Genomic DNA, 1,767 nt, shown 5'->3' with positions numbered 1-1,767 from the left:
CTTAGAATCCTACTTTGATTAAATAAATAATTAAAAAATCAATTTACGAGAAAGATCTATTTACACAAAAGATTTGACAGTTTCAAATTTTAAATTACTCATTAATATAAAACAACTATTTTTAAAGCAACTTGTAAATTGAACAAAAAATAGGGAAGATGAAACTAATCATTTCCCTATTTGTTTTTAAGAACAGTATTCAAATTAGTATAAATTGCTGGCTTAGGCTGAGATTTATCTGGCATTTGCAGCCAATGAGGCAAAATTCCATTTAAAGGTTGAAGTGGCCTTTTAGTGGGCTGATGCAACTCAAGCTTCCTATCAACAATCTTGATTGTAGTGGCACTTTTATCACGTGGTACAGAGGATGATTGTGGTTTAGTGCAGGCCGATAAGCTAAGTAAGAATATAGTTAGTAAAAGTAGTTTTTGCATATTTTTTAATTTTTTTCCAAATATAACTCCCAACACAATATTCTACTATTTAAGTGGACAATGATAAAATAAAAATAAGTTTAGATGACGAGGAATGGTAAAATGAGTCGAATAACAATTTATATGACAGGTGGAATCGCTGATTATAAGGCAGTTAACGTTATCCGCGATTTAGAAAAAGCGGGTCATCAAGTTCAAATAGTAATGACTAAAAATGCAGAGCATTTTGTAACTACTAATACACTGGCTGCTTTAACAAAGTATCCTGTTTTGGATGATTTATGGAGCAAGGAAAATGAGTCTAGCATACCACATGTTCATCTAGCGCGTTGGACAGAGTTAGCTCTGGTTTTACCAGCGACTGCAAATTTTATTGCTAAAATGGCAACGGGAATCGCTGACGATGCAGCTAGCACTACAATTTTAGCTACAAGTGCACCTAAATTGGTTGTACCAGCCATGAATGACCAAATGTGGAATAATCCAGCTACACAGCGAAATATAGCTTTTCTGAAAGAACATGGTGTAGAAATAATGGAGCCTGCAGTAGGGATGCTGGCAGAAGGCTATGCTGCTAAAGGACGAATGCCAGAGCCAGGAGCAATTGTGGCGTGGATCAAAAATTTCACTGAACAACAGAACGTTTTGCAAGGAAAAAATATTGTTATTACTGCTGGTGGTACTGAAGAAGCAATCGATCCCGTCCGCTTTATTGGTAACCGCTCTAGTGGGAAAATGGGCATTTCCTTAGCTACAGAAGCAGCAGCGATGGGAGCAAAAGTAAAGCTAATATATGGTAATGTAAGTATGCCTTTGCCACAAAATCCTAGGATTACATTAATTCATGTTTCTAGTAGCGAAGAAATGTTAGTTGCAGTCAAAAAAGAATTTAAGCATAGTAACGTTTTAATTATGGCTGCTGCAGTAGCGGATTGGCGCATGAAACAAGTTGCAGATCATAAATTAAAAAAGCAAGCTGATCAACAAACTTTGACTCTAACTTTAGTTAAAACGACAGATATTTTACGCGAAGTTGCTAGCCACAAGCAGCGAGGGCAGATAGTTGTCGGCTTTGCGGCAGAAACGAATAATTTGCTACAAAATGCTGCAAAAAAGCTATCTTCAAAAGGTGCCGATATGATTGTAGCAAATGACGTTTCTAAAAATGTTTTTGGCAATGATGAAGACCAGGTAACGATTTTACAAAAAAATAAGTCAACTAAGAAATGGCCTAAAATGAGTAAGCAAAAGATTGCTCAAAAATTGTTGCAGCTTATTGCTCAAAAAATATAGTATTTGCATATAGCTAATAGTGAACTATATGATTTATATT

1 protein-coding gene is annotated in these 1,767 nt (G+C 35.4%); it reads left to right on the top strand.

All coding sequences use genetic code 11. From position 1 onward, the window contains the following. Positions 1-536: 536 nt before the first annotated feature. The gene (coaBC, locus tag CP363_RS10440; RefSeq protein ID WP_035443635.1) at positions 537-1,727 is read left to right on the top strand and encodes a bifunctional phosphopantothenoylcysteine decarboxylase/phosphopantothenate--cysteine ligase CoaBC; all 1,191 of its coding nucleotides are present in this window, start codon (positions 537-539) and stop codon (positions 1,725-1,727) included. Positions 1,728-1,767 lie beyond the last annotated feature (40 nt).

The organism is Lactobacillus sp. UMNPBX12 (assembly GCF_002553955.1).
Classification (GTDB): domain Bacteria; phylum Bacillota; class Bacilli; order Lactobacillales; family Lactobacillaceae; genus Lactobacillus; species Lactobacillus crispatus.
The sequence above is the reverse complement of the archived record's forward strand: the minus strand, read 5'-3'. Positions and strand labels throughout refer to the sequence as shown.

What these genes read in the sequence shown, in the direction of transcription:
- coaBC (WP_035443635.1), top strand. Translation starts at nt 537, where the DNA reads ATGAGTCGAATAACAATTTATATGACAGGTGGAATCGCTGATTATAAG.